This is a genomic window from Variovorax nitratireducens, assembly GCF_051216545.1.
Lineage (GTDB): Bacteria > Pseudomonadota > Gammaproteobacteria > Burkholderiales > Burkholderiaceae_C > Variovorax.
On record NZ_JBPJZO010000001.1, the window covers coordinates 921,215 to 940,253 of the forward strand.

Here is a 19,039-nt window from a genome sequence, read left to right on the forward strand (position 1 = left end):
CAAGCCCGTGCGGCGCTGAGACAATCGGCGCATGACGACAGAAACAGAAGAGAAGAAAGCGCCGCCGTCCCCCGATGAGTGGCTGCAGGTCGAGTCGCTCGACCTCGAGGCGCAGGGCGTGGCACATCGATCCGACGGCAAGGTGGTGTTCATCGAGGGCGCGCTGCCGTTCGAGGAAGTGCAGGTGAAGCTGCTGCGCAGGAAGAACAACTGGGAGCAGGGCGTGCTCACCGCGCTGAGGCGCGAATCCTCGCAGCGCGTGCGGCCCGGCTGCCCGCATTTCGGCCTGCATGCGGGCGCCTGCGGCGGCTGCAAGATGCAGCACCTCGATGCGGCGGCCCAGGTGGCTGTCAAGCAGCGCGCATTGGAAGATGCGCTCTGGCATCTCGGCAGGGTCAAGCCCGACAACATGCTGCGCCCGCTCGAAGGCCCGGCCTGGCACTACCGCTATCGCGCACGGCTGTCGGTGCGCCACGTGATCAAGAAGGGCGTGGTGCTGATCGGCTTCCACGAGCGCAAGAGCAGCTACGTGGCCGACATGACCGTCTGCCCGGTATTGCCGGCCGCGGTGAGCGATCTGCTGGTGCCGCTGCGCGGGCTGATCGATTCGATGGAAGCGCGCCAGACCTGCCCGCAGATCGAGCTGGCCTGCGGCGACGCGCCGGGCAGCACGACGCTGGGTGTGATTGCGATGGTGCTGCGCCACCTCGAACCTTTGTCGGACGCCGACATCGCGCGCCTCAAGGCGTTTGCGGCCGTACATCCCGCTGTGCAGTGGTGGCTCCAGGCCAAGGGGCCTGACACGGTCAAGTTACTGGAGGAGGGCGGGGCGCAACTGTCGTACGAGCTGCCCGATTTCGGCATCACGATGCCGTTCAAGCCAACCGACTTTACGCAGGTCAATCCGCACATCAACCGTGTGCTGGTGTCGCGCGCACTGCGCCTGCTCGACGTGCAGCGCGACGAGCGGGTGATCGACTGGTTCTGCGGCCTCGGCAATTTCACGCTGCCTCTGGCGACGCGTGCCGGCGAGGTGCTGGGCATCGAGGGCAGCGACGCGCTGGTGGTGCGCGCCACCGAAAATTTCCAGCGGAACAGGGCTGCTGCGCCCGACGGTCAGCCACTGAGTGCTACGAAATTTGTCGCGCGCAACCTGTTCGAGATGACCCCTGAAATGCTGGTCGCCGACGGCCACGCCGACTGCTGGCTGGTCGACCCGCCGCGCGAAGGCGCCTTCGCATTGGCCAAGGCGGTGGTAGACCTGCATCAGCAGCCCGAACTGCGTGGCGGCTGGACGCCGCCGAGGCGCATCGTCTACGTGAGCTGCAACCCGGCCACGCTGGCGCGAGATGCCGGCCTGCTGGTGCACCAGGGCGGCTATCGCTGCAGCAGCGCAGGCGTGATCAACATGTTTCCGCACACGGCGCATGTGGAGTCCATGGCGGTGTTCGATCGACAGGACACTTCGCCTGGAGAATGAACAAGGGGGCCTATTGGCCCCCTTGAACTTGTGCGCTTTGGCGACTGCTAGTCGCGTTCGCCGCCCATGATGCCGAGCAGCGCCAGCAGGCTCTGGAAAACGTTGAACAGGTCGAGGTAGAGGGCCAGCGTGGCGCTGATGTAGTTGGTCTCGCCGCCGTCCATGATCTGCTTGAGGTCGTACAGCATGTAAGCCGAGAAGATGCCGATGGCCGCGACCGAAATGGCCATCATGCCGGCCGTCGAGCCGACGAACACGTTGACGACGGCGCCCACCATCAGCACCAGGGCGCCGACAAAAAGAAACTTGCCCATGCCCGACAGGTCGCGCTTGATGACGGTCGCCAGCGATGCCATCACGAAGAACACACCCGCCGTGCCGCCAAAGGCCGTCATCACCAGATCGGGGCCGTTCTTGAAGCCGAGCACCATTGCGATAAGGCGCGACAGCATGAGACCCATGAAGAAGGTGAAGCCGAGCAGCACCGGCACGCCGGCCGCCGAATTCTTGGTCTTCTCGATGGCGAAGATGAAGCCGAACGCGCCGCCGAGGAACACGATCAGCCCGAGCCCGCCGCCGAGCGAACGCGTAATGCCGGTCTGCACGCCGATCCAGGCGCCGAGCACGGTCGGGATCATGCTGAGTGCCAGCAGCCAGTAGGTGTTGCGCAGCACACGTTGACGGTCTGCCTGCGGTAGTGTCTGGCCAACACCGGTGTTTCCGGCGGTGGTGTCGAGGGCGGTGACGCGGTCGTTCATTGCTGAATGCTCCTGTGGTACTGCAAGACTGCAGTTGGGCGCATTCTAGGGGTCTGCAAGAGGCGCGCGATGCAAAAACCGCGCTGGCCTGTCGCTGAACCCCGTAAGGGTTTGCGCGCCCCGGCGCCGTTATGCTCTGGGGTCTATCTGTCAACCTGAACCGACCATGAAGACCAAGTCTTTCCTCGAACTTGCCGACGTCAAGGCCATCGCCGCCGCCGCCGAGGCCGAAGCCCTCAAGAACAACTGGGCCGTGACCATCGCGATCGCCGACGACGCCGGCCATCTGCTCTGGCTGCAACGCCTCGACGGTGCCACGGCGCTGTCCTCCCACATCGCCCCGGCCAAAGCCCATACTGCCGCCATGGGCCGTCGCGAGAGCAAGGGCTACGAAGACATCATCAACGGGGGGCGCACGGCCTTCCTGACGGTGCCCGCCGTGCAGGGCATGCTCGAGGGCGGCGTGCCGATCGTCAAGGATGGCCACGTGATCGGCGCCGTTGGCGTGAGTGGCGTCAAGTCGAACGAGGATGCACAGGTCGCCAAGGCCGGCATCGCGGCGCTCGGACTCTGATTCCGCGCCCCGCCCACCTAGCAAGCAGAAACAGAAACGCCGACCTGAGGGTCGGCGTTTGTCATTGGGCGTTCGTCGTGAAAAAAAGCTTGGCTGGTCGGCGAGCCGTTTGGCTAGCAAAAAACGACCCTTCGGAGAAAGGTTCTCCTCGAGTCGCCCCACGATGAAACTTGCCTGGGGGGCTGCTGATACCTGCTACTTGGTCAGGATCAGCTTGCCGAGTTTGGTGGCTTGCAGCCTGTAGAGGGAGCCGTTGTGCAGGATCCCGACAGTCTTGTTGCCCTGCAGCAGCGTTGTGCTTTCGACCAGCGGGGCGGACCGACCCTCGCTTGCCGCGGCGCCACGGCCACCGGATTGATCGAGCGAAGGATGGCTCAAAACGGAGAAGCTGGTCAGAGTGGTTTGCATGGCGTGGCCTTTCGAATCAATGACTGAATGATAATGATTCGCAATACAAAGTCAATCGACGCTATAGAAAAATGTCGCGATGAGGGTCTTGCGATCCCTGATCACTTCGGATTCGGTTCGGTGATGAAGCCGATCTTGCGCACGCCAGCTTCGCGCGCCGCCGACATGGCCTGCGCCACGCGCTCGTAGCGCACTTCCTTGTCCCCGCGAATGTGCAGTTCGGGCTGCGGCTCCTTGGCAGCTTCTGCGGCAAGACGCGGTTGCAGATCGGCGTCGCCGATCTTCTGGTCGTTCCAGAAGTAGCTGCCGTCGGCCGCGACGCTGAACAGGATCGTCTCGGGCTTGGTCAGCTCGCGTTCGCTGCTGGCGCGCGGCAGGTCGATGTTGACCGCGTGCTTCATCACCGGCACGGTGATGATGAAGATGATCAGCAGCACCAGCATGACGTCGACCAGCGGCGTCATGTTGATCTCGTTCATCACCTCGTCGGGCTCGTCCTGTGTTCCGAAAGCCATGGCGTTCAGCCTTTCTTGAGCGGCACGATGGTGGCCGGCTCGCTGCTCTGCACGCGGGCGCCGGTCACAAAGTAGGCATGCAGGTCGTGCGCAAAGCTGTTGAGCTTGGTCAGCACGAACTTGTTGCCGCGCACGAGCGCGTTGTAGCCGAGCACCGCGGGAATCGCGACCGCCAGGCCCAGCGCCGTCATGATCAGCGCCTCGCCGATCGGACCGGCCACCTTGTCGATGGTGGCCTGGCCGGCGGAGCTGATGCTCATCAGCGCGTGATAGATGCCCCAGACCGTGCCGAACAGGCCGATGAACGGTGCGGTCGAGCCGACCGAGGCCAGCACCGCCAGCCCGGTTTGCAGGCGAGCGGTGAACTCGTCGATGCCGTTGCGCAGGCAACGCGTGACCCAGTCGCTCACGTCCAGCGTGTCGTGCAGGTGCGCCTTGGTGTTGCGGTGATGGGCCGTGGCTTCGCGGCCTTCGAGCGCGAGCACGCGGAAGGGGTTGCTGTCGTTCTTGCCCAGCTTGTTGAGCGCGGTGGCGAAGTCTTCGCTGTGCCAGAAGTCGGAGGAGGCGTTGGCCATGCGCTTGTAGCGGATGACGTCCAGCGCCTTGGTGATGATCACGATCCAGGACGCGAGCGACATGCCGACCAGCAGCAGCGCGACGGCTTTCGTGACGAGGTCGCCCTGCGACCAGAGGTTCATCAAGCCAAACTGGGATTCCATAAATGCTGCTCCAAAACTACTGGGAAAGGGTGAAATTGAAAGGCGCCTTCAACAGGTAGACGGTCGCCTCATTGGCGCCCGGCTGCCGGATCGGCGTGACTTGCGACGACAGGGCCGCGTCGCGCGCTGCCTGATCCAGCCGGTCGTAACCGCTGGACTTGAAGATGTCGGCGCGCTTGGGGATGCCGGAACTGTTGAAGTACACCGCGATGATCACGGTGCCGGTCTCGCCCATGCGCTTGCTCATGGCGGGGTACACCACGCGTGGTTCCCGGATGTACTGCGTCTGGCCCTGGCTGATTTCAATCAGTTTCGGCGCGGGCGGCGCCGGTGGGGCGGGCGGCGGTGCCGGTGGTTCAGGAGGCGCTGGCGGCGCAACCGGGGCTGGCGGGGGCGGCGGCTCGACGCTGCCGGTCGGCGCATTGGGCGGGGGCGGCACCGGCGTGCGGATGGCCTGCGGACGCGGCGGCGGCGGGGTCTTGGTGACTTCGCGCTTGGGCGGTGGCGGAGGAGGGGGTGGAGGTGATTCCACCGGCTTCGGCGGCTCGATCAGCTGGCTCAGGATTTCGACCGGAATCACCACCTCGGCGGCTTCGCGGATCAAGCCGGCCTGCAAAGCCCACAGCGCTGCCACGTGGAACAGCACGACGCTGCCGGCGATGACGGTATTTCGGGAAAGCCCGGTGGGGGCAGAGAAGCGGTCAGACACGATCCACCATTCGACGAGAGAAGGCACCAAAGGTGCCCGGGACGCAGCAAGAAACCGCTATTTGCGAAAGATCCACCAGGCCGAGCCGGCCACGAAAATCAGGCTGCCGCCGAGCGTAGAGAAGAGTGCCATGCCTTGCTGTCCTGGATGGAGTTGGCAAGCTGGATCACGTGCGGCCCGTCGTCGCGATGGAGCGCCGCAACCGGGTGCGAAGCACTGCACTGCGCGACGACGTCGCGGGCGCAACCTTCGCACCGGCCACACTGGGTGGCCACGCCGAGTTCGAATTGCACCTCGTCGAACGTCATGCCGGCTCGCGCATGACGCGCGATTTCTCGGTCGGACACTCGGCGGCATACGCAGACGATCATGGCGGCAAAGGCAGCTGTTGGCTGGCTGTTGATGAAGGCCTGATTATAAATACGAATCTCTCGCATTTGCAATCACTATGGCGCCGTGGGGGCTCTTCGGCCCGTCCGGCTTCTTCGGCGCCGCAACCGGCTCAGACCTCCGACCAGAGCCGCAGCAGGTTGTGATAGTGCCCGGTGAGCGCCACCGTCTCCTCGCACTCGCCGACGCGCGCCCGCAGCTTCCAGATCTGCTGGTCGAGGTCGAACAGCATCGCGCGCTGGTGGTTGTCGCGCACCATGCTTTGCAGCCAGAAAAAAGAACACACCCGCGCCCCCCGGGTGATCGGATGCACCCGGTGCAGGCTGCTCGACGGGTACAGGATCAGGTCGCCCGCCGGCAGTTTGACCTCGTGCGTGCCGTAGGTGTCGACCACCTCGAGCTCGCCGCCCTCGTAGTCGTCCGGATCGCACAGGAACAGCGTGCAGGAGAGGTCGGTGCGCAACTGCTCGCCAGTGCCGGGTAGCGAGCGCACGGAGCCGTCGACGTGAAGGCCATAGTGTTCGCCGCCTTCGTAGCGGTTGAAGAGCGGCGGCACGAAGCGCAGCGGCAGGGCGGCGGAAAAGAACAGTTGGCTTTTCGCCAGCGCCGACAACACCGCCTTGCCGAGTTCCCGCCCCACGGCCGAGTGCTCGGGCAACTGGCGGTTGTGTTTGACCTTTGCGCCCTGCTCGCCGACGGTTTGCCGGCCGTCGATCCAGTCGGTGGCATCGAGGGCGGAGCGCAGTTCTCGCACCTGGGCGGACGTCAGCACTTCAGGGACATGGAGCATCATTTGTGGAGCAGCCTCACAAGGAAAAAAGCCCCGGCTGCAAAGCCGGGGCCCGAGTGTCGCACCGCTGTCGGCACGACGGTTTGTGCTGGATCAGAACGCGAAGTTGGCCGTGATGCGGGCCGAACGCGGCGTGCCCGGGAGATAGCGGTAGCCGCTCTTGTTGATCGATGCCACGTAATCCTTGTCGGTCAGGTTGTAGATGTTGAGCTGGATGTCGACGTTCTTGTTGATGCGGTACGACGCCATCGCGTCGAACACCCAGTAGGCATCCACGTAAGCCGGCGTGCCCACGGCGCCGTCGGTGCCGCGGTACAGCTTGCCGTTGTAGCGTGCGCCGCCGCCGATCGTCAGGCCGAACGGGAACTGGTAGGTCGTCCAGGCCGTGAACGCGTTCTTCGGCGTATAGGCCAGGGCGCCGGTGCCGTCGGCCAGCACCGAGGGGCCGCTCACGATCTTGGTGTCCTGCGTGGTGAAGCCCGCGCTGACGCCCCATGCGTTGGTGATCGCACCGGCGATGCCGAGCTCGATGCCCTGCACGCGCTTCTTGCCGGTCTGGTAGTACTGCAGGCTGGTCGAGTCCTGCACCACTTCGTTGCTCACGTCGGTGCGATAGACGGCGGCGGTCAGCGACACCTTCTTGTTCAGGATGTCCCACTTGGTGCCGACTTCGAAGGTCTTGGCCTTCTGCGGCAGGAAGTCGGTGCGCGCGGCGCTGTTGGTGGTGCCGGCGGCGGCGGCCAACGTGAAGTTGGCACCGCCCGGCGGCTGCGCGCCGGTGCTGTAGCCGGCGTAGATGCTGCCGTTCTCGACCGGCTTGTAGACCAGGCCAATCTTGCCGGTGAAGAGGTTGTCCGACAGGCTCAGGTTGGTCGGCGCGATGGTGCTGGTCTGCACGCCACGCGTGGTGGCCAGCGTCAGTGCGGTGGCGTCGTAGTCGGTGCGGTAGTGGTCGTAGCGCAGGCCACCGGTGAGCGACCATTGTTCGTTGAACTTCACCGTGTCGAACACGTAGAGGCCGATCGTGTCGGTCGAGCCCTTGGAACCGGTGCCGTTGCTGATGCGGTTGTAGCCAGACACGTACGGGTTCGGCGCGTACAGGTTGGCGGCGGGCCAGGAGCCGGCCGGCGCGTAGGTGGTGCCGACGCTCGCATAACCCGCGCCATAGAAGTTGCTGGCGCGCTGCGATTCACGCATCAGTTCGACACCAGCGCTCAGCGTATGACCGACGCTGCCCGTGTCGAACTTGGCGGTCACGTTGGTCTGGTTCACGAAGACCGTGTTTTCCTGATTCTTGTTGGTCGGCGTATTGCGCGTGACGGTCCAGCCATAGGGGTTCAGCGCGCTCGGCGTGGCGAGGTAGCCCACGTTGGCCGCCGGTGCGAGGCCCGTGGTAGCAAGGCCGCCGCCCTGGAACGACGTCAGCATGTAGTCCTGCGACGTCTTGCCGTAGCGCGTGGTGTTGCGCAACGTCAGGTTGGGGGTGAAGTCGTGTTCGAAGCGCGCGGTGAACATGTCCGACGTGACGTTGTCGAAGTCGGAGCTGGTGCCGTAGAAATTGCTCGAGTCGACCCGCGACGCATAGTTGAGGAAAGTGCGGCGACGCGCACCGAGCGCGACCGGATCGGGGTTCGTGTAGCCCGGCAGGCCGATGGTTGGCACGCCGCCATCGGGGACGTTGTTCTGCTTGATGTGCACGTAGTCGAAGTACATGCGCGTCGGCGAGTTCAGGCCCAGCGCGATCGACGGCGCGATGCCCCAGCGCTTGTTCTTCACGAAGTCGCGGCCGGCCACGCCGGCGTCTTCGGCCACGGCGTTGAGGCGGAACGCCGCACCGATGCCGTTCTCACCGCTCAACGACTTGTTCCAGTCGATGCTGCCGCGCTTGTAGTCGGCGCTGCCGAAGCCGATCGAGCCGTAGAAGCTGTCTTCGGCCTTCGGCTTCTTGGTGATCATGTTGATGTAGCCGGTCGGCGCGGTGCGACCGATGTCGCTGCTGGCCGCGCCCTTGACCACTTCGACCTGCTCGATGTTGAACACGTCGCGCGAGACCGAGCCGAGGTCGCGGATGCCGTCGACGAAGATGCTGCTGGAGGTATCGAAGCCGCGCAGGTAGATCGCGTCACCGGTGCTGGTGTTGCCGTTTTCGCCGAGGTAGAACGCGCCCGCGCCCGGCGTGTTGCGCAGCGCTTCGGTCAACGTGGTGGCGCCTTGCTCGCGCAGGATCTGCTCCTTGATCACCTGCACGGTTTGCGGCGTGTCGAGCAGCGGGGCGGTGAACTTGGGGTTGGCCGAGGTGTCGGCCTTGTAGTCGGCAGCGACCGAGTCCTGTACCTGAACTTCTTTCAGCGTGTTCGTGGTCTGGGCACCGGCCGGCAGTGCCAGCGCGACCAGCGTGGCGGCGGCAACGCCACCGAAGGGGGAAACGGCACGCGCGACCGCGTGCTTGCGACTCTTGATGTACGCCATGAGAAGGACTCCGAAAGGCAGAAAGGAAATCGTCTCGACTGGCGGGTCTGGCAGTGCGCGGCCACAGGGGCGGCATGCAGATTGGCTGGGTGAGCGGAAAGCGGAAACGCTTCGGTTCAAATGATAACCACTCGCAACAACTTCCTCCTCGATTCGTACCACTTTCTTCGTCTTGTCAACGCAAGATGTTGCACGGCGGATACATCCGCGTGCTGCCGGGGCCGCCCGGCGGGTCAGTACACGTCGCGTCGGTAGCGGCCAGCAGCGACCAGCGCGGCAAAGCGCTCCGGCCCGGCGATCTGGCGCAACGCTGCGTCGACGCCGCTGGCCATGCCCTGCAGGCTCCCGCATACATAGATGGCAGCGCCGCGGTCGATCCAGTCGGTTACCTCGTCTGCGGCCTGCAGTAGACGGTGCTGCACGTAGAGGCGCTCGGCCTGGTCGCGCGAGAAGACCATGTCGACCCGGCGCAGCAGGCCGGCCGATCGCCACGCTGCGATCTCGTCGCGGCAAAGCCAGTCGTGCGCCGCGTTGCGCTCGCCGAACAGCAGCCAGTTGTCGCCCAGGCCCGCCGCAGCACGCGCGCGCAGGTGGCTGCGCAGCCCGGCCAGGCCGGTGCCGTTGCCGATCAGCAGCAACGGCCGGTTCGCGTTGTCGCCCAGGCGGAAGTTGGCATGGGGCTTGAGGCGCAGCGACACGCTGCCGCCATGCGAGAGGGTGGTGGTGAGCCAGCCCGAGGCGATGCCGAGCCGGCCATCGGGATGCAACTCCTGGCGCACCAGCAGCTCGACCGCGCCATCGCCGGCGATCGAGGCGATCGAGTACTCGCGCGGGCGCGCCGGGTCGCCGGGCGCTTCGATCTGCACCAGGTCGCCGGACTGCCAGTCAGCCATGGCGCCGGTCGGCGGCCTCAGCACAAGGCGATGGATTCCTGCCCCGACGCTGCCCGGGTTGAGCAGTTCGCGCCGCGCCAGTTGCCAGGGGGCAAAGGGTGGTTCATCGACCTGGGACACGGCGCCATCGCCGATCCCGAGCTGCCGCTGCCATCGCGCAAGCGCCGACGGATCGGCGTTGTCGACGTCGATGCGTTCGAACTCGCGTATCGCGCCGCACGCCTGCAGCCATTCGTCGAGCTGGCGTCCAAAGCCGCAGAAGTTCTGGTACTGCCGGTCGCCAAGGGCCAGTACGGCATAGCGCAACGTGGGCAGGGCATGCGCCTGCGCCATCAGTTTCTCGACGAACAGGCTCGCGCCGTCGGGCGCGTCGCCTTCGCCGTAGGTACTGGAAATGAAGAGGGCGCGCGGCGCGGCGCGCAGCGTCTCGGCATCGAGCGCATTGAGCGCCAGCACACGCACCGGGGTGCCATCCGCATGCAGGCCACGGGCGGTCTGCCATGCAAGTGTTTCGGCCTGGCCGGTCTGGCTGGCGAACAGCACCAGCGCCGGCGCTGCGCTGGTGCCTGCGAGCGCGTTGGCTGCGGTGGCTGTAGCCGCATGTCGGCACCGCTCGCGCCACCAGATGGCGGCGCAGAGCACGGCGTACGCGAGCACCGTGCCGCCCGCCGCGGCGCTGCGAACGGCGTCGATGCTCATTGCGTTCTGCGACCGAAGGGACTCATGCGCTGACGCGCTCCATCCAGGCGGGCGAGGCGCTCGCCTGCAGTCCGTTCGCCTTGCGCTCGAAGAACAGCGCTGCGATGTCGTGCGCCCGTGCAAACGCGAACCCCTCGGCCGGGCCCAGCACCGTGAGCACGGTTGCGAGCGCATCGGCCTGCATGCACTCGGCGTGCAGCACGGTGACGGACGCGAGCGCATGGCCGACCGGTTCGCCGGTGCGCGGGTCGATCGTGTGCGACCAGCGCCGGCCCGCGTGCTCGCGCCGGTGCCACCGGTCGCCCGATGTCGCGACCGCCAGATCGGCCAGCGCGACGGTCGGTGGCGCCGTGCCACTGTCTTCCGGTGCTGCGATCTGCACCGTCCAGGAGGCGCCGTCCGGACGACGTCCGACACCGCGCAGTTCGCCGCCGATCTCGAGCAGCAGATCCTTCAGGCCCAGCGCCCGCAGCCCCTCCACCACGTGGTCAACCGCGAAGCCCTTGGCAATCCCCGAAAAGTCCAGCGTCAGCCCGCCCGGTTGCCGCAGCGTATTGGCGGCCGCGTCGAACGGCAGGCGCTGCCAGCCGCAGGCGGCACGGGTTGCGCGCAGCGCCTCGGGCGCGGGTGGATGCACGTCGTCAGTCGCCTCCGGCCCGAAGCCCCACAGCGCGACCTGCGGCCCGACCGTCGGATCCAGCGCGCCACCGCTGGCTTCGGCCCAGCGCAGCGCGCAAGCCAGCACGGCAGCGAAGGCGGGCGCCAGCGCATGCACGGTGCCGGCGGCTGCGTGGTTGTAGCGGCTCAGGTCGGAGTCGGCCTGCCAGTGGCTCATCTGTGCGACCACGCGCGCCAGTGCAGCTTCCACCGTTGCGCGAACGGTGGCCAGCGGCAGCATGTGCGGGTTGTCAAAGCGCAGCGACCAGGTTGTCCCCATGGTTCGCCCGGCCAATTGCTGCAGCGTGACCGGATCGGCGCGGCGCGGCGCGCCTGCGTTGGCATAGCCCCCGGCGCGCCAACTCGCGAACGAAGGGCGCGTTGCCACCGAAGCGTCGTCGAAGGTCAGGGCATCACTTCCAGCGTGGCCGCGTAGCTCAGGCGGCGTTCCTTCGCCTGCGGCACCGTGGTCTTGTTGTCCTTTGTGTTGACGTCCAGCCAGTACATGCCGGCGCTCGGCCACGTCACGCTGAACTGGCCCTTGCTGTCGGTCTGGATCTTCAGTTCGTCGAGCTTGTCGCGGTACTGCGTGTGGCCGGCCGTCACGGTCACCTCGAGATCCTTCGCGGGCTGACCGTCGAGGTTCAGCGTGAAGGTGGATTTCTCGCCCTTGACCAGATCGGTCGGGCTGCCGGTGGCGATCAGCTCGAGGCCCTGGCCGATCGGCTTGAGCTGCGAAGGCTTGCCGACCGTCACGAAGGTTTCGATGCGGCCGGCCGATTGGGTGACGACCACGTCGGTTGCATCGGCCGGGATCTCGCGGCCGATGGTTTCGGCCGTCCCGCGCGCGCGCTTGGGCTGGCCGGTGGCCTTGTCCTTCCAGCTCGCGGCGGCACCGCCGTTGAGCACGGCGATACGGTAGGTGCCCGGTTGCGCCACGCTCACGTCGAACACGCTGCGCTGCTTGAGCTGGGCCACGTTGTCGGGCTTGAGCGTGCCGCCGTCAGGGGCCGTGATCTGCAGCCCGTCGAGCCGCAGCGCATTGTGGTTGGCCACGAACAGGTCGTTCGACACGGCGGCGTCCACCGTGATCACGTCGCCCTTGGACAGCACTGTGGTCGACGGCAGCAGCCAGACGTTGTGCGCCTGGGCGGTGCCGAGCACGGCGGTGAGGGCGATGGCGAGCAGAGAGATTTTCATGAGTGACTCCAGTGAATGTGATGAGACCGAAACGCTCAGGGCTTGAGCTCGAGCCTGATTTCGCCGAGCTCTTCCTTGCCTGCAGCCACCGGCTGTGCCGCTGCAGCGGGTGGCCACTGGAACGGGATGCTCACGACCTCGCGGCCGCCGACTTCGCGCGCGGCCTCGACCACGAGCTTGTAGGCACCCGGGGCCAGCTTCGGCAGCGCGGCCGAGCCTTCGCTGAAGCTGAGCTGGTGCTTGCCGGCAGGCTTGGTGGCACCAGTGACGCCATCGACCGGCACCGCCAGTTCGCGGCCGCCGCGGCGCCACCACTGGCGCAGATCCTTCAGCCACTTGGTGCCTTCGCCTTCGGGATTGTTGGTCTTGGTGCGAACGTCGTACCAGACGGTGAGCGTGGTGGCCAGCGTGTTGTCCGCACGCTCGATCCATGCTGCCACGTAAGGGCGGTGGTATTCCGACACGTTGAGGCGCGGCACCTCGATGCTGACACCGAGGCCGGCGGCAAAGGCCGGCGCGCCGAACAATGCGCCGAGCGCGAGGGAATAGCGGACTTTCACGAAGCGACCTCGTTTCTTGGGGTTGGATTCAATGGATGAAAAGCAGCGCGAGCAGCACCGGGATCACAAAGCCCATGCCGACCATCGGCCAGGTGAAAGGCCGGTTGCCGGCGTGCATCTTGAGAATGAACAGTCCGGTGATCGAGAACACCAGCGTGGCTGCGGCAAAGATGTCGATGAACCAGCTCCAGGCCCGGCCGGTGTTGCGGCCCTTGTGCAGGTCGTTGAAATACGAGAGCCAGCCGCGATCGGTGCGCTCGTATTCGATCTCGCCGTCGGTCAGGCTCAGGCGCAACCAGGCGTCGCCGCCGGGGCGGGGGAGTGACAGGTAGATTTCGTCGTCCGACCACTCGGCCTCCTTGCCGGCGGTGTCGACGGCCCAGCGCTCGCGCACCCAGCCTTGCAGATCGGGCGGCAGCGCGGCCTTGCCTTTGGCCGCCTGCTTGATCCGCGCCGTCTGCGCTTCGAGCCTGGCGAGCAGGGACGCATCGACCTTGCCGTGTTGTGCAGTGACGACCGGCTTGGCCTCGATCTGCCCCGCGTGATTGAGCGTGAAGCCGGTGATGCCGAACAGCAACAGGCCGATCAGGCACATCGCCGAGCTGACCCAATGCCATTCATGCAGGGTCTTCAGCCAGTAGGCGCGGCGGCGGTTGTCGGAGGAGCCACTCATGGGCGCTGGAATCGGTCAGTAGGGAAAGCCCGCGATTCTAGCGTTCAAATGAGAATCAATGCTATTTGCAGTAAAGAGCAGGGCATGAAAAAAGGGGCCGAGGCCCCTTGTACTTGTAGTTTGAGCGAGGCGGCGCTCAGCTCACTTCACCCATCTGACTCTGCAGATAGTTTTGCAGCCCGACCTTGGCGACCAGATCGATCTGGGTTTCGAGAAAGTCGATGTGCTCTTCGGTGTCGTCGAGGATTTTTTGGAGCAGGTCGCGCGAAACATAGTCGCGCACCGTTTCGCAGTGCGCGATGCCGGCCTTGATGGTGGCTTGCGCGCCGGATTCGCTCTTCAGGTCGCACGCCAGGATCTCGGGCACATCCTCTCCGACGTTGAGCTTGCTGAGGTCTTGCAGGTTCGGCAGGCCGTCGAGCATGAAGATGCGATCCATGAGCCAGTCGGCATGCTTCATCTCGCCGATCGACTCCTCGTATTCCTTCTTGGCCAGCTTGTCGAGGCCCCAGTGCTTCAGCATGCGGTAGTGCAGGAAGTACTGGTTGATCGCAGTCAGCTCGTTCTTGAGCTGCGCTTGCAGGTGTTCGATGACTTGGGGGTCGCCCTTCATGGTGTTCTTTCTTGTGCGTGAAGCGGCGATTGTGCGAGCGTGGCCAAGCAGCACGCAAGGCAAACCCCTGCAATGGCGGTCTGCATGCGTTTGATGGCGATAAGCGTTCGCATCGGCGGCCGGGGCGATAGCCAAATTGGCTCTTTGTAATAGCCTACAACTATCAATTTATGCTCGTTAATACTTATACTCATGGCTCGCCTTTCATTCACGTCATCCAAGGAAACGACATGTCCCTCATCAATACCGAAATCATTCCCTTCAAGGCCACCGCGTATCACAACGGCAAGTTCGTGCCAGTGAGCAACGAAAACTTCAAGGGCAAATGGTCGGTCGTGGTGTTCTATCCGGCTGACTTCACCTTCGTGTGCCCGACCGAACTCGGCGACCTGGCCGACCACTACGCGGAATTCCAGAAGCTTGGCGTCGAGGTGTATGGCGTGTCGACCGACACCCATTTCACCCACAAGGCCTGGCACGACACCTCGGACACCATCGGCAAGGTCAAGTACCCGCTGGTCGGTGACCCGAGCCAGCAACTGGCACGCGCCTTCCAGGTGCTGATCGAAGAAGGCGAAGACGCCGGCCTCGCTTACCGCGGCACCTTCGTGATCGACCCCGAAGGCAAGATCAAGACCATCGAAGTGCACGACAACGGCATCGGCCGCGACGCCGCCGAGCTGCTGCGCCGCGTGAAGGCTGCGCAATACGTTGCGGCCCACCCGGGTGAAGTCTGCCCGGCCAAGTGGACCGAAGGCGCCGAAACGCTGAAGCCGTCGTTCGACCTCGTCGGAAAGATTTAACTCGCCCCCAGGCTGCGCGCACTTCGTGTCGCTCCTCCAACCCCCTACCGGGGGCGGGCCGGCCGCTTCGGGCGGCCGTGCGCGGCGGCCCCTTGGGATGGGTTCGGGGCGCTTTTTTTGCCCCTGTTGATAGTTTTTAGGTATCGAAAGTGAGTCTGCCATGCTTGACGCCAGCACCAAAGCCCAATTGAAGAGTTACCTCGAACGTGCCACGCAGCCGATCGAAATCGTCGCCTCGCTCGACGACGGCAAGGCGTCGGGCGAAATGCTGTCGCTGCTGAAGGACGTCGCCGAGGCGTCGCCGCTGGTCAAGCTGACCGAAAGCCGCGACGACAACCACCGCAAGCCCTCGTTCTCGGTCAATCGCCCGAGCGAAAACCACGGCCCGCGCTTTGCCGGCCTGCCGATGGGCCATGAATTCACGTCGCTGATCCTTGCGTTGCTGCAGATCGGCGGCTACCCGCCGAAAGTCGAGCAGGCCGTGCTCGACCAGATTCGCGCGCTCGATGGCGACTTCGAGTTCGAGATCTATGTCTCGCTCACCTGCCACAACTGCCCAGACGTCGTCCAGGCGTTGAACCTGATGGCGGTGCAGAACCCGCGCATCCGCACCACGATGATCGAAGGCGGCACCTTCCAGGAAGAGGTCAAGGAACGCCAGGTCATGGCCGTGCCCACCGTGTTCCTGAACGGCACCGAATTCGGCCAGGGCCGCATGAGCCTGGAAGAGATCCTCGCCAAGATCGACACCAGCGGTGTCGAGCGCGAAGCTAAGAAGATCGCCGCCAAGGATCCGTTCGACGTGCTCATCGTCGGCGGTGGTCCCGCCGGCGCAGCCGCTGCCGTGTACGCCGCGCGCAAGGGCATCCGGACGGGCGTCGCGTCGGAGCGCTTCGGTGGCCAGGTGCTCGACACCATGGGCATCGAGAACTTCATCTCGATCAAGGAGACCGAAGGGCCGAAATTCGCACATGCGCTCGAAGAACACGTGCGCAACTACGACGTCGACATCATGAACCTGCAGCGCGCCAAGGGACTGGTGCCGGGCAAGGAATTCGTCGAGATCCAGCTCGAGAACGGCGCCTCGCTCAAGAGCCGCACGGTCGTCATCTCGACCGGCGCGCGCTGGCGCAACATCAACGTGCCCGGCGAGCACGAGCTCAAGAACAAGGGCGTGGCCTATTGCCCGCACTGCGACGGCCCGCTGTTCAAGGGCAAGCGCGTCGCGGTGATCGGTGGCGGCAACTCGGGCGTCGAAGCGGCGATCGACCTGGCCGGCATCGTCGGCCATGTGACGCTGATCGAGTTCGACACCCAGCTGCGCGCCGATGCAGTGTTGCAGCGCAAGCTCAAGAGCCTGAAGAACGTCGACATCTTCACCAACGCGCAGACCACCGAGATCACCGGCGAGCAGAAGGTCAACGGCCTGGTCTACAAGGATCGCGCGAGCGGTGAGCTGCGTACAGTGGCGCTCGAAGGGGTGTTCATCCAGATCGGGCTCGTGCCCAACACCGACTGGCTGAAAGGCACGGTCGAGCTGACGAAGCACGGCGAGATCGTCGTGGACGCGAAGGGCCAGACCTCGGTGCCCGGCGTGTTCGCGGCGGGTGACGCGACCACTGTGCCGTTCAAGCAGATCATCATCGCGGCGGGCGAGGGCGCCAAGGCAGCACTCAGCGCATTCGACCACCTGATCCGCACATCAGCGCCGGCCGAGGAAGCCGCGCCAGCAAACTCTGTGGTGGCCGAAGCGATAGTCTAGATGAGAATTATTCTCATATAATCGGCATCTCGGGCATCTGCCCGAAGCATCGCCAGCCAGGGCACGGCGCGCAGCAGCGCGCAGTCCAGCGAGCAGTTTCTACACAACTGTTTTCTGGACTCCGCCGTGGCCCCTTCTCCCGCTTCCGCATTCCGTTTTCGCAACCTGGCCTGGCTGATCGCCTGCGGCTTTGCCGTTGGCGCTTCGGCGCAGGAGGATGCGCGCGTCGCTGCGCTCAAAGAGGTAGTCGTCAGCGGCTCCCGCTCCGAGCAGAACAAGGACGACCTGCCCGCAAGCGTGGAGGTGCTCGACCGCGAAACCATCGAGTCGCAGCAGATCAACGGCATTCGCGACGCGGTGCGCGACCTGCCCAACGTGTCGGTCAAGCGCGCGCCAGCCCGCTTCGGTCTCGCTGCGGGCAACACCGGCCGCGACGGCAATGCCGGCTTCAACATCCGCGGGCTCGACGGCAACCGCGTGCTGCTGCTGACCGACGGCATCCGCACGCCGCGCAGCTATGTGTTCAGCGCCAACGCGTTCGGGCGCGACTATTTCGACATCGGCCTCATCGAGCGCATCGAGATCATCAAGGGCCCAGCCTCCGCGCTGTATGGCTCGGACGGCCTGGCCGGGCTGGTCAACTTCATCACGCGCGAGCCGGGGTCTTTCCTGCGCGAGGGCAAGACCTTCGGCGGTAGTGCCAGCATCGGTTACAGCGGCGACGACAAAGGCTGGCACAGCGGCCTGACGCTGGCCGGCAAGCCCAGCGATACCGTGCAGTGGTTGCTCTCGGCCACCGCGAACCGCGCCCAGGAGCTGAAGAACATGGGCGACAACCGTTCGTCCAACACCGATCGCACCGCGCCCAACCCCGAGCGCGACCGTGGCCAATCGGTGCTCGGCGAGGTCATCGTCACGCCCAACGCGGACCAGAAGCACACCTTCACCTTCGAGCGCGTCGACAAGACCGCCCGCTACGACCTGCTCACTGGCATTGCCAAGCCGCCGTATGCGTCGACTTCGGTGATCGGGCTCAATGCGAAGACCGATCAGCAGCGCGACCGCTTCACCTGGGATGGCCGGCTGCGCGTCGACACGGCGATCGCAGACGCCGTGCAGGCCGTGGTGAGCTACCAGAAGGCCAAATCCCGCGAGTACATCTTCGAAGACCGCTACTCCGCGGCCGACCGTGTCCGCGACGTGACCTACGACGAGGCCACCTGGCAACTCGGCCTGCAGGCGGGCAAGACGGTGCGCAGGGGCAACGGCTGGGCGCAGCACATCACCTACGGCCTCGACTACACGCGCACCGATGTCGAGAACCTGCAGACCGGCCTGGTGCCGCCGGCCGGCGAAACATTTCCGCTCAAGCGCTTCCCCGACACGCGGGAGACCACATCGGCCTTCTACATCCAGGACGAGTTCGTCCACGACCGCTGGAGCATCACGCCCGGCGTACGCTTCGACCGCTTCAGCATCGACGCCGACCAGGCCGGATTCAACGCCACCGCGGTGTCGCTGTCGGGCTCGGCCGTGTCGCCGAAGCTCGGCGTGCTGTTCCGCGCCACGCCGCAGTGGAGCGTGTACGGCAACTACGCCTCGGGCTTCAAGGCGCCCAACGCGTTCCAGGTCAACAACTTCTTCGAGAACGTGATCTCGGGCTACAAGACCATCCCGAACCCGAACCTCAAGCCCGAGAAGAGCCAGAACTTCGAGCTCGGCGTGCGCGGCCGCACCGGCATCCTGAGCTTCGATGCAGCAGTGTTCACCGGCGACTACAAGGATCTGATCGAGAACGACCGGCAGGTGGGAGGCGTGTTCGGCTCTCGCACCAATCCCGCGACCTTCCAGTCGGTCAATATCGGCCGCGCGCGGATCAGTGGCTTCGAGTTCAAGGGCGAACTCGACTGGACCCGCGACGGCAACGGCTTCTCGGCGCCATTCGCCTACGGCGAGACGCGCGGCCGCGACCGCACGACGGGCCAGCCGCTCAATTCGATCGATCCGAGGAAGGCCAGCCTCGGCCTGAAGTACGCCGAGCCGAACTGGAGCGTGCGTGTCGATGCCGTCTACCACGCAGCCAAGAAGCGCCGCGACGTGGATGCCGCCGAAGTCACCAGTGGCCTTCAGTTCCTCACGCCCTCGGTCATGACCATCGACGTCGGCGCCCAATGGCGCATCCGGAAGGACTTGCGCCTGAACATGGCGATCGTCAATCTCACGGACAAGAAGTACTGGAAGTGGAGCGACGTGCGAGGCGTGACGTCGACCTCGGCCATCCGCGATGCCTACACCCAGCCCGGCCGGCACTTCAACGTGTCGCTGGTGGCGGACTTCTGATTCGGACCACGAAAGAGAGCACAGAAC

Annotated in this window: 19 protein-coding genes; 5 read left to right on the forward strand and 14 right to left on the reverse strand. The window is 65.2% G+C overall.

What is annotated here, in order from left to right:
• The first annotated feature begins 31 nt into the window (after nt 1-31).
• Nucleotides 32-1,480, forward strand: a complete 1,449-nt coding sequence (rlmD, locus tag ACSFA8_RS04300) for a 23S rRNA (uracil(1939)-C(5))-methyltransferase RlmD (protein ID WP_435478260.1) — start codon at nt 32-34, stop codon at nt 1,478-1,480.
• Nucleotides 1,481-1,527: 47 nt separating this feature from the next.
• On the opposite strand, the gene ACSFA8_RS04305 is transcribed toward rlmD, so the two are convergent.
• On the reverse strand, nt 1,528-2,238 hold the full coding sequence (locus ACSFA8_RS04305; RefSeq protein WP_435478261.1) for a Bax inhibitor-1/YccA family protein: 711 nt from the start codon (nt 2,236-2,238) through the stop codon (nt 1,528-1,530).
• 166 nt (nt 2,239-2,404) lie between these two features.
• Here ACSFA8_RS04305 and ACSFA8_RS04310 point away from each other — a divergent pair, with 166 nt between their 5' ends.
• Nucleotides 2,405-2,812: a GlcG/HbpS family heme-binding protein gene (locus ACSFA8_RS04310; RefSeq protein WP_435478262.1), complete on the forward strand. Its 408-nt coding sequence runs from the start codon at nt 2,405-2,407 to the stop codon at nt 2,810-2,812.
• 195 nt (nt 2,813-3,007) lie between these two features.
• Here ACSFA8_RS04310 and hemP read toward each other — a convergent pair whose 3' ends face one another.
• The 13 genes from hemP to bfr form a co-directional block, all read right to left on the reverse strand.
• Entirely contained in the window at nt 3,008-3,220 is a 213-nt protein-coding gene (gene hemP / locus ACSFA8_RS04315) for a hemin uptake protein HemP (protein WP_435478263.1), read from the reverse strand.
• A gap of 101 nt (nt 3,221-3,321) precedes the next feature.
• The gene (locus tag ACSFA8_RS04320; protein WP_435478264.1) at nt 3,322-3,735 is read right to left on the reverse strand and encodes an ExbD/TolR family protein; all 414 of its coding nucleotides are present in this window, start codon (nt 3,733-3,735) and stop codon (nt 3,322-3,324) included.
• Nucleotides 3,736-3,740: 5 nt separating this feature from the next.
• Nucleotides 3,741-4,454, reverse strand: coding sequence for a MotA/TolQ/ExbB proton channel family protein (locus ACSFA8_RS04325; protein WP_435478265.1), 714 nt, complete (start codon nt 4,452-4,454; stop codon nt 3,741-3,743).
• A gap of 16 nt (nt 4,455-4,470) precedes the next feature.
• Complete coding sequence (locus ACSFA8_RS04330) at nt 4,471-5,166, reverse strand: energy transducer TonB (protein ID WP_435478454.1); 696 nt, start codon at nt 5,164-5,166, stop codon at nt 4,471-4,473.
• Between the two features lie 95 nt (nt 5,167-5,261).
• Nucleotides 5,262-5,534, reverse strand: a complete 273-nt coding sequence (locus ACSFA8_RS04335) for a (2Fe-2S)-binding protein (protein ID WP_286546241.1) — start codon at nt 5,532-5,534, stop codon at nt 5,262-5,264.
• Between the two features lie 131 nt (nt 5,535-5,665).
• Entirely contained in the window at nt 5,666-6,346 is a 681-nt protein-coding gene (locus ACSFA8_RS04340; RefSeq protein ID WP_435478266.1) for a Fe2+-dependent dioxygenase, read from the reverse strand.
• Nucleotides 6,347-6,436: 90 nt separating this feature from the next.
• Nucleotides 6,437-8,812, reverse strand: coding sequence for a catecholate siderophore receptor Fiu (locus ACSFA8_RS04345; protein WP_435478267.1), 2,376 nt, complete (start codon nt 8,810-8,812; stop codon nt 6,437-6,439).
• 233 nt (nt 8,813-9,045) lie between these two features.
• A complete protein-coding gene (locus ACSFA8_RS04350; protein ID WP_435478268.1) occupies nt 9,046-10,404 on the reverse strand; it encodes a sulfite reductase subunit alpha in 1,359 nt (452 codons plus the stop codon).
• 22 nt (nt 10,405-10,426) lie between these two features.
• Nucleotides 10,427-11,449: an FAD:protein FMN transferase gene (locus tag ACSFA8_RS04355; RefSeq protein WP_435478269.1), complete on the reverse strand. Its 1,023-nt coding sequence runs from the start codon at nt 11,447-11,449 to the stop codon at nt 10,427-10,429.
• A gap of 17 nt (nt 11,450-11,466) precedes the next feature.
• Nucleotides 11,467-12,261, reverse strand: coding sequence for a DUF4198 domain-containing protein (locus ACSFA8_RS04360; RefSeq protein ID WP_435478270.1), 795 nt, complete (start codon nt 12,259-12,261; stop codon nt 11,467-11,469).
• A 35-nt stretch (nt 12,262-12,296) separates the two neighbouring features.
• Nucleotides 12,297-12,821, reverse strand: coding sequence for a DUF2271 domain-containing protein (locus ACSFA8_RS04365; protein WP_435478271.1), 525 nt, complete (start codon nt 12,819-12,821; stop codon nt 12,297-12,299).
• 28 nt (nt 12,822-12,849) lie between these two features.
• Nucleotides 12,850-13,494: a PepSY-associated TM helix domain-containing protein gene (locus ACSFA8_RS04370; RefSeq protein ID WP_435478272.1), complete on the reverse strand. Its 645-nt coding sequence runs from the start codon at nt 13,492-13,494 to the stop codon at nt 12,850-12,852.
• 136 nt (nt 13,495-13,630) lie between these two features.
• The gene (gene bfr / locus ACSFA8_RS04375; RefSeq protein WP_435478273.1) at nt 13,631-14,107 is read right to left on the reverse strand and encodes a bacterioferritin; all 477 of its coding nucleotides are present in this window, start codon (nt 14,105-14,107) and stop codon (nt 13,631-13,633) included.
• Between the two features lie 230 nt (nt 14,108-14,337).
• Here bfr and ahpC point away from each other — a divergent pair, with 230 nt between their 5' ends.
• The 3 genes from ahpC (at nt 14,338) to ACSFA8_RS04390 (ending at nt 19,012) form a co-directional block, all read left to right on the forward strand.
• Nucleotides 14,338-14,910 (forward strand): alkyl hydroperoxide reductase subunit C, encoded by a 573-nt coding sequence (gene ahpC, locus ACSFA8_RS04380; protein WP_435478274.1) that lies wholly within the window; start codon nt 14,338-14,340, stop codon nt 14,908-14,910.
• A gap of 160 nt (nt 14,911-15,070) precedes the next feature.
• Nucleotides 15,071-16,672: an alkyl hydroperoxide reductase subunit F gene (gene ahpF / locus ACSFA8_RS04385; RefSeq protein ID WP_435478275.1), complete on the forward strand. Its 1,602-nt coding sequence runs from the start codon at nt 15,071-15,073 to the stop codon at nt 16,670-16,672.
• A 126-nt stretch (nt 16,673-16,798) separates the two neighbouring features.
• Nucleotides 16,799-19,012: a TonB-dependent hemoglobin/transferrin/lactoferrin family receptor gene (locus ACSFA8_RS04390; protein WP_435478276.1), complete on the forward strand. Its 2,214-nt coding sequence runs from the start codon at nt 16,799-16,801 to the stop codon at nt 19,010-19,012.
• Nucleotides 19,013-19,039: the final 27 nt, after the last annotated feature.